Genomic DNA, 7,116 nt, shown 5'->3' on the forward strand with positions numbered 1-7,116 from the left:
CCAACAAAAAACCCCGGCCAATGGCCGGGGCGTTGGTCATCTCCTCTGTCGCGAAAGCTGACGGATCGATCCAAACCGATCAGAACTTGAAGGTGGTCTTCACCAGACCGCCGAACTGATTGAACGTCTCGTTCTGGGTGGCCGCACCAAGAGGACGGCTCAGGTAGAAGATCGCAGGAGTGACCGAGATGTTGTCGGTGACCTGGAACATGTACCACCATTCCCAGGCGTACTGTCCGTCGCGGACCAGAGAGTCCTCGGCTTGCGAGGATGATCCCAGGCCAGTTCCGTTGCCGGAGAGGTCCAGGGCGGTCACGAAGCCCTGCTGACCCACAGCCATACCGGCCGCGTTGCCCTTCAGGAACACATCGGCCCACTGCAGGCCCACGTACCAGGATTGAGTCGTGGCTGAGTCGAACTCATAACCGGAGAGCGTTGCGCCATCAGCACCACTGGTGGAGTTCAGACCCCAACCAAGGGAAACGGAGGGAACCCAACCGGAGTTCTCGGGAGTCCACCAGGCGCTGATACCCACAGAGTTGGTGTTGCCGAGGCTGCCAACCTGCGTCGCCAGAGGGGTCGCAGTGCCCTGGTACATGTTTCCGAAGTTCTCGGAGCTGTAGTTGTAGGCAGCTGCCAGGCCCCAGTTGTCCTTGGCGTAGGCGATCTGAACCGTTCCAGTACCGGAGGAAGCATCCGTTGCGATGCCACCCTCGGTGGGATCAGTGGTGTTGCCGTTGCTCGACACGTAGTTGGCACTGATGCTGAAGGCATCTTTCTGCCACCAGATACCAGCACCGGAACCGAGGTTCAGGTTGTAGGTACCAGGAGCGCCGGCGTAGGTGAAGAAGTCGAGAACGGTGTCAGCCGGGTATGCGCTCGGCCACACAGCCAGCATGTCGTCCTGACGAACCTGACCACCAGCGGTGACGGTGAAATCACTGCCGAGGGGGAACTGATAGAAGAGACGATCGACAATGATCGCATTACCGGTCGTGCCTTCCTCAAAGGCTGCTTCCATGCCTGAGGCGGTGGTGTAAGTACCACCGAAGGGGCTGGCGATCCCAGTGGAAGCCGAGAAGCCGAAGGCGCTGTTCTGGAAGTTGCCTGTGCGCAGGCGAGCTTTCAGCAGATCCTTACCGGTGAAGCTGGTGAGCAGTTCCAGTTGCTGGTCATAGTTGAAGACAGCAGCGCCAAGGTTCTCGTTGGCGGTAGCGGCCATCTTTTTGTTCTTACCGATCCCGAAGAACGGTGAGAAGGGGCTGGAGTCGCTCTTGGTGCTGATGCCGTACTGACCGACCACGGTGGCGTCACCGCCGAAGCTGTTGGCACCGATCACGAAGGTGGTCTTGCCCTTCAGCTTGGTGGTGGTGGAGAACTGGGTCGCCTCCAGCTCACCCACACGGGCCTCGAGACCGTCCACGCGGCCCTTGAGGATGGCGAGTTCCTTCTCGAACTCGGCCATCAGGCGCTTGAGCTCGTCGGTCACTTCAGTGACGCGGTCGAGACAGGCGTTCAGCAGAGCAGCCGCCTCGAAGCGGGTCATGGCGCGCTGACCGCGGTAGGTGCCGTTGGGATAACCGGCGACGCAGCCGTAGCGCTCGATCAGGTTGGAGAGAGCCTGGTAAGCCCAGTCGGTCGGGTAGACGTCGGAGAACTGGGAGATGCTGGTGACCTGCTCGCCAGAAGCGGCGTAGTCAGACACACCGTTGATGTTCAGCTCAGCGGCAGACGCAGCCACAGGAGCCAGAAGGCCCAGGGCAGCAGGTGCCACCAGCAGTTGCTGGAAGAGTTTCATGGAGTTCCTCACACAGGAAAAGCGCAGTGCGCCAATCAATAAGGTCGTCCTTTACCTACCAATAACCAACTTGACCTGTGCCAGCTTGCGCAACGACTGGTAACAGCCATAACCAAAACGAGGGAAAAGCGTTATCGCTGTTACTAAATCCAGCCCGGCGGCAACGCTCCAGAATCGGTGTTCACTCCGCCTAGGGGCCTCTCCGTGCGTTCAGACCAGCGCTCGCCCAGAACGTTCATGGGCTTGTCGCGCGAAGCGCTGATCGCTGCTCTTCTCTTTTGGGTCATCGGCCTTGGGCTTCAAGCCTGGCGCTCCCACGTGCTGTTGGCCAGCTACGACCAGGGAATCTTCCAACAGGTGCTCTGGAACAGCCTCCGGGGCCATCCCTTCGAAAGCACCCTCTCCTCACAGCTTTCCACCAACGTGATCCACGGCGGCGAAGCGCCAGCCCTTGGCTATGCCCGCCTCGGACAACACTTCACCCCCACACTCCTGCTCTGGGCCCCCCTGCTGGCACTGATTGGCGCTGCAGCTCTACCCCTGGTTCAGGTGACGCTGATCGCTGCTGCCGGTCTGCTGCTGCACAGACTCGCCAGCAGCGGTCTCCCCATCCGCACCGCCAACTGGATCACTTACGGCTTTTTCTGCGGCAATGCCCTCGTGGGACCAACCCTGGGGAATTTCACTGATCTCTGCCAGCTTCCCTTCGCGGTGTTCGCACTGATGCTCGGCCTGCTCGAGCGACGGTCCTGGCTGATCCTCACGGCGGCGCTGCTGATCCCACTGATCCGGGAAGACACCGGCATCCTCCTCGTGGCCGTGGGGCTCTGGATGCTGCTGCGAGAAAGGGTCCGCTGGCCACTGGCCTTTGCGCTCATCGCCTGGGGCGCCGGCTGGATGCTGGTGGTGACCAGTCAGCTTATGCCCCTGTTCTCCGACGACAACAGCAAGCGTTTCATGGTCGAGAACTTCGGCCAATACCTCACGGCAGACAAAGCCGATGGGGCGAGCAGCCTGAGCATGGTGCGACAGGCCCTCGGTCAGCCTTTGACCCTTCTCCAGGAGCTGATCGACCCTCCTGGGCAGACGGTTCTTTATCTCCTCGGCCACGCCCTCCCCTTTTTGTTTGTGCCCCTGATCAGCCTCGATGCCTGGGTGATAGCGGGGCCGAGCCTGCTTGGGCTGTTTCTAGCCCAGGGCAGCAACGACCCCCTGTCGATCACGATCCGCTACACGCTCCTTGTGGTGCCTGGATTCAGCCTGGGCACGGTGTTCTGGTGGCAGCGCAGGTCCGTCGCCCCACCCGGCCCGCGAACGCGCCTGGCCTGGGGGGCAGCCCTTGCCCTCTCGCTCTTGCTCACCATCAGCAGCAATCCCCATCGCAGCCTGTCCTTTCTGATCCCCGACAGCGTTCAGCCCTGGGTGTACAGCACTCCTCTGGCGCAGTGGCGACACGGACACGCAGCCAGGGAGGTCTTGAGCGTGATCCCGGCGGATGCAAGCGTGAGCGCCAACACCCCGTTGGTCCCCTTGCTGGCACGACGCGACGTGGTGGTGCGCTATCCGGACAGCAGCAGCTACCAGGATCGTTCCCGCCAGGTCGTTCCCGTGCAGTGGCTAGCGATTGATCTCGCGCTTCCAGAGCGCTACAGCCTGGCCTTTCGCAGCGACTGGCGCAGCTTGGGCAAGATGCGCAAGCTGCTCGCTGAACCGACTCGCTCGTACCGAGTGCAGGCATTCAAGGACGGAATCGTTGCCCTCGAGCGCAATGGCCCTGAGCAACCCGAACTGGAACGACAACTCAAGGACTGGCTCGCTCGCCCCCTCCCTCAAGATCCACGGGCAGGCTCCAGAGCAAGACGTTGAACATTCAAAAAACGATGCCCCCGACCGGAAACCGATCGGGGGCTCTCGCCGGGTCCGCTCTGTCGCGGAACCGATTGATCAGTCAGAAGGTGCCGTCAGCCGGCGTTCTCCGCGATCAGCAGACCCTGAATCAAAGAACTGGAACTCATGGACACCTCCTCCTGAATGGATTGATGAACGCCGGCAATGCCTTCGAAGACAACCGGACCTCGAAAGGTCGAGGATGCCTTCACATCACTGCGTTCTTGACGCTTGAACCTTAACGGAACATTCCGGGTTCTGGGGTGCCGGCCTCTGCAGCTCTGGCTGCTCAGCCTGGTGCTCTGGCTTCCTTGGCTTGGGAACCTACCCCTACGGGACTGGGACGAGAGCCTGGTGGCCACTGTTGCCCGCTCCACGCTGGCCCGATCCACGCTGGCGCGCGCTGGTCAAGACCCGAGCAGCTGGCTCCTGGCCTTCAAATGGGACGAGGCCTACCTGAATAAACCACCGGGCCTGCATTGGCTGATCGGGGGCATGCTCCAGCAGTTCGGAGAGGCGGAATGGGCGATACGGCTGATGCCGTGCCTGCTGGCGAGTGTTGCCGTTCCCTTGCTGTATCTGCTGCGTCGTGCCCTGGACCCATCACCAGCAGATCGGGGTGCCCAACAACAAAGGGAGCGCAGTGCCCTGATGGCAGCCCTGGTGCTGATGACCCTTCTGCCGATGGCAAGACATGGACGCCTGGCGATGCTCGATGGCACGCTCGTGACTTGCTCACTTCTGCTCTGGTGGGGCTGGATCAGCAGTCGCCATACGCACTGGCATGCCCTTCTGGCCGGTCTGGGAAGCAGCGGAGTGCTGCTGTTGAAACCGCCAGCCCTGCTTGGCTTCCTGCTGATCGCCATCGTCATCAGCGCCTGGGACCGCCGACCATGGCAGCCTGCGGCAGCAGCTTGGCTGAGCCTGGGGTGCCTTCCCGGACTCAGCTGGCATGGCTGGCACGGCCTGCAAAGGGGGGCCGATGCGCTCGTGATGTGGGGCGGCCAGGGGCTCGGCAGGGTGGCCGGGGTCGTCGGGGGTAACCGTGGCGCCTGGGTGATGCCGATCACCGAGGTGGTGGAAGGAGGGTGGCCCTGGTTGTTGTTCCTTCCCGTCGGAATCGCCTGGGCCTGGAGACATCGGCAGCAGAGCAGCGGTCGCTGGGAACTGGGACTACTGATCGGCTCCGCAGCCCTGGTGCTGCCCCTGCGCACGCAACTGCCTTGGTACAGCCATTTGCTCTGGCCCCCGATCGCCCTGCTCTGCGGAGAAGGGCTAAGCGTTCTGCTGACAAAAGGACGGCCACGCTGGGTGGGCTGGGGCATTCAGATGCTCGGCATCGGCAGCCTGCTCCTGGCGCTCATCACAGTCCTATGGCCGCAGGCGCCCGAAAGCGCGAGCGCCAGTCTGATCCTCGCTGGCACAGGACTGCTCCTCGGTGGCGGAGGCCTGCGTCAGATGTCACCTCAGGCCAGAAGGCGCGGCCTTGGGATCCTGCTGCTGGGCTGGGGGCTGGCCCTGCTGGCTTTCTGGCAGAGCCAGCTTTGGTTATGGGAACTCAATGAGAGCTGGGATCCAAGGCCGATCGCCAGCCGAATCCAACAGCTTCCGCCCGCTGCGATCGTCGAACTCAAAGGTCCCACCCGTCCATCCCTTGGCTGGTATGCCGGACGGGAACTGCAACGGCCTGGGGCCGCAGGGCCTCTTGAGCACTGGTTGGTCAGCAAAAAACCAAGCCCGGGCTGCCTTCCGGTGCGCAATGCTCCCGCCATCCAAGACGCGACGCCCTCTGAGCCGGGAACGCAGTGGAAGCTCTGGTACTGCCAAGGGGAGCAACGATGATGGGGCGTCGAGCCGTCAGATCTGCCCCCCCCTGGAGCCTGAGCCTGGGGGCCGCCCTGGTGGGCCTCATCCTCTGGGGGACGGCGGCCCTTCGCCATCATTGGCTGCAGAGCAATGCCTACGACCTGGGCCTGTTTGACCAGTGGGCCTGGTTGATTGGCAACGGTCTACCGCCGATCTCCAGCATGGAGGGCGTGCATGTGATGGCTGACCACGGCGCCTGGCTCTTCTATGCCGCCGGGGCTGCCTATGCCCTGCTGCCGTCAACCCAATGGCTGCTGGCCAGTCAGGCCATGGCCCTGGCATTCACCGCCCTACCGATCTGGATGCTTGGCCAGCAGGCCGGCCTATCGCCGCGTCGCTGCTGGCTGGCTTGTCTGTTGTGGTGGCTGCAACCGGTGGTCTTTAACGCAGCCCTGTTCGACTTTCATCCTGAAACATGGGTGATGCCTGTGCTGGCCCTGAGCATCTGGGCGGCCAGGGATCAGCGACCGCTCCTCTGGTTCGCACTGCTTCTGCTGCTCCTTGGCGCCCGCGATGGCCTCGTCTTGATCACCGCCGGCATCGCTCTCGAGCAGGCCTGGCATCGCCGCTGGCGCTGGAGTCTCACTGCAGCCCTGCTCTCCAGCGGCTGGCTACTGCTGCTGAGCCGCTGGCTCTATCCCTGGCTACGCGACGGGGAAGGGCCCAAGGCAGCTGGCCGCATGTTCAATCATCTCCTCGGCCCACCCCTGGAGGTCCTGGGAACCATCGACTGGTCGGGAGGGGGCCTGTATCTACTGCTGCTTGCACTGCCCTGCCTATGGCTATGGAGACGGCGTTCACTGCCCACCTTGTTGATCGCCCTGCCGCTGCTCCTCACCAACCTGCTGTCAGCGTCCCCCAGCTACAGAACCTTGATCCATCACTACAGCCTGCCCCTGGCTGTGGTGGCCGTGGTGGCCGCCATTGATGGATTGCTGCATGAGCAACCAGAACGACCTCGGTCCTTCCCGTGGACCCTCAGCTGGGCTGTGGCCTGTTGGCTGGCGCTGGCCAAGCCATGGTTCTTTACCGAGCCCTACCTGAGCCGCATGACCGTGATCCCGGAAGCACGCAGTGCCATGGCACTCGTGAGCGACCAGGATGCGGTGCTGACCACCAGCTACCTGGCCCCCCAGCTCAGCCGTCGTTCGATCGTCGCCTTTGTCAAGAAGGGCAGCCATCCCTCCTTAACGAGCGGCCCCTGGACTCTGCTGTTACTGCATCCCAAGGACCCAGGCTGGGGCTCAAACCGAAGCAGCCAACAACGGCTGCTGGATGAGGCGGACGCTCTTGGATGGCAATGCCAACGCTGGCCATCCGGCTTGACCCTCTGCCAGCAGGGGGAAGCAATGATTCAGAGAGATAACACGAAAGCGTTCCTTTTTCGTAACGGCAACGTGCCGCTTTGACCCCTCCCATCCCTTGCTGGTCATTAAAAAACCCGCCTTTCGGCGGGCTGGATGACTGAAGCAGTGGCAGTCGATGCCAGCGTGATCAGAGAGCGTTGCCGCGGGGCAGAACCTCTTCAGGGAAGACGAAGTTTTCGTGCGGCTGGTCAGCCGGTG

At 62.5% G+C, this 7,116-nt stretch carries 5 protein-coding genes; 3 read left to right on the forward strand and 2 right to left on the reverse strand.

Annotation, left to right across the window (positions count from 1 at the left end):
* Nucleotides 1–79: 79 nt before the first annotated feature.
* Nucleotides 80–1,798 carry an iron uptake porin gene (locus tag CWE16_RS11920; protein WP_131595704.1) on the reverse strand — a complete coding sequence of 573 codons (1,719 nt, stop codon included), beginning with the start codon at nucleotides 1,796–1,798 and terminating at the stop codon, nucleotides 80–82.
* A gap of 237 nt (nucleotides 1,799–2,035) precedes the next feature.
* On the opposite strand from CWE16_RS11920, the gene CWE16_RS11925 reads away from it, so the two are divergent.
* Nucleotides 2,036–3,664, forward strand: coding sequence for a DUF2079 domain-containing protein (locus CWE16_RS11925; RefSeq protein ID WP_131595706.1), 1,629 nt, complete (start codon nucleotides 2,036–2,038; stop codon nucleotides 3,662–3,664).
* 95 nt (nucleotides 3,665–3,759) lie between these two features.
* On the opposite strand, the gene CWE16_RS12185 is transcribed toward CWE16_RS11925, so the two are convergent.
* The gene (locus CWE16_RS12185; protein WP_201738003.1) at nucleotides 3,760–3,897 is read right to left on the reverse strand and encodes a hypothetical protein; all 138 of its coding nucleotides are present in this window, start codon (nucleotides 3,895–3,897) and stop codon (nucleotides 3,760–3,762) included.
* A gap of 19 nt (nucleotides 3,898–3,916) precedes the next feature.
* Between CWE16_RS12185 and CWE16_RS11930 the strand changes: the two genes are divergently transcribed.
* Both CWE16_RS11930 and CWE16_RS11935 read left to right on the forward strand, forming a co-directional pair.
* Nucleotides 3,917–5,527: an ArnT family glycosyltransferase gene (locus CWE16_RS11930; RefSeq protein ID WP_131595708.1), complete on the forward strand. Its 1,611-nt coding sequence runs from the start codon at nucleotides 3,917–3,919 to the stop codon at nucleotides 5,525–5,527.
* On the forward strand, nucleotides 5,527–6,960 hold the full coding sequence (locus CWE16_RS11935; protein ID WP_131595719.1) for a DUF2079 domain-containing protein: 1,434 nt from the start codon (nucleotides 5,527–5,529) through the stop codon (nucleotides 6,958–6,960). Before CWE16_RS11930 ends, CWE16_RS11935 begins: the two co-directional genes overlap by 1 nt.
* The last annotated feature ends 156 nt before the right edge of the window (nucleotides 6,961–7,116 follow it).

Origin of the sequence: Synechococcus sp. BS55D (assembly GCF_004332415.1) — a bacterium.
Lineage (GTDB): Bacteria > Cyanobacteriota > Cyanobacteriia > PCC-6307 > Cyanobiaceae > Synechococcus_C.

Coding starts and splice junctions, on each gene's coding strand:
- CWE16_RS11920 (WP_131595704.1), bottom strand. CDS start 1,798: ATGAAACTCTTCCAGCAACTGCTGGTGGCACCTGCTGCCCTGGGCCTT.
- CWE16_RS11925 (WP_131595706.1), top strand. CDS start 2,036: ATGGGCTTGTCGCGCGAAGCGCTGATCGCTGCTCTTCTCTTTTGGGTC.
- CWE16_RS11935 (WP_131595719.1), top strand. CDS start 5,527: ATGGGGCGTCGAGCCGTCAGATCTGCCCCCCCCTGGAGCCTGAGCCTG.